Below are 1,294 nucleotides of genomic sequence, written 5' to 3' on the forward strand. Positions count from 1 at the left end.
GACACGAACGGTGTAACGATGAGGTAAGGCCTTCACGGCCCGGTCGAGTTTTCGACCGGGCCGTTCTTCATTCAAGAGCATCACCAAGCGCTTGCGCAGGCGCTGCATCAGAGCGGGCAATTTGCCGTATGCACGGGTTACGGCTGCCCAATGCAGTTCGTACTGGATGACGTGGAACGCGCGGATGAAACTGATTTCGGTCGGCTCGCACTTCACTTCTAATGCTGCCTTGGCGATCTCGAGCCGTATCAGATTGTAGGCGGTAAGTAATCCCCAGATTTCCTGGTAGACACCTTCGACGGTACGGCTGCGCAGGGTGAGCGCCATACCCATCATCGTCTGCTTCAATTCACGATAGCTCGTCTCGATCTGCCAGCGTTGCGTGTAGCAGGCGGCGACATCCTTGGCGGTATAGCGTTTGGCGTCAAATAGCGAGGTCAGCAGGATGTGTTTGCGCGCGCTTTGGTCGATGATCGTGATGGCGCGGACACGCCAGGTTTCAGGCAGATCGGGGCATTTCTTGCGTGCCTGCGGTGATACGCGCATCTCGATGACGGCATCGCCGGGTGTACCGCCGACCACTTCCCATTTGGTGTTGGCCTTGGCTGGAATGATGAAGTGGCGGTTAGTTCCACCATTGATCAAGCCACACAAAATCTCTGCTGACAGAAAGCCCTTATCGAATGCAGTCAGAGAATTGTCCGGAATCGATGCAAGCAGCTCTTTTGCGTAGAGCATCTCGTTGATCCCATAAGGACCGAACTTGGCATCGCGGATCAAGTGGGTCGGCACCGCGGTCAAGGTCACGCCACGCACTTGCGGATAGCTGGAAATCCGGCCGCTGGGATAAACCTGCTCACCGAAATGCTCGCGATGCTCTGGCGTATCGGCAGTTTTCAAGGTCGTGCCGTCCAGTGCAAACAGACTCAGGCCCTTGAACAGATACTGCTTGCGATCCTGCTCCGACCACGCCTTCGCCGATATCTCAAACAATGCCCGCAAAGGCTCGGCGCCCAGGCGCTGCCGTGCTTGCGCGACCGCACTTTTGCTGACGAAAGGTGCTTGCGAATCCGGCAAGGCCAGATCCAGGTCGTCAACCACTTCGCTGATGGACTGGTGACGATACAGCGCCAGGGCCACGACCAGCCACACGACTTGCTCTGCCGGCAGGCGCCGCTGCCGGATACTCGCTTTGCCTGTGTAAGCAACCGCCTGTTCGATCCACTCGTATGGCAAGTGCTGCCCCATACGAGCCCAATCCGGGTTCTCTTGGGCTTGCACGAGAAAATGGAGC

At 57.5% G+C, this 1,294-nt stretch carries 1 protein-coding gene; it reads right to left on the minus strand.

The annotated features are described in order from the left end of the window. Nucleotides 1-1,294: IS4 family transposase (locus J8847_RS23995; RefSeq protein ID WP_229513196.1), on the minus strand; the 1,294-nt coding region annotated here is incomplete at both ends.

The organism is Massilia sp. AB1, assembly GCF_018119385.1.
Taxonomy (GTDB): Bacteria; Pseudomonadota; Gammaproteobacteria; order Burkholderiales; family Burkholderiaceae_D; genus Telluria.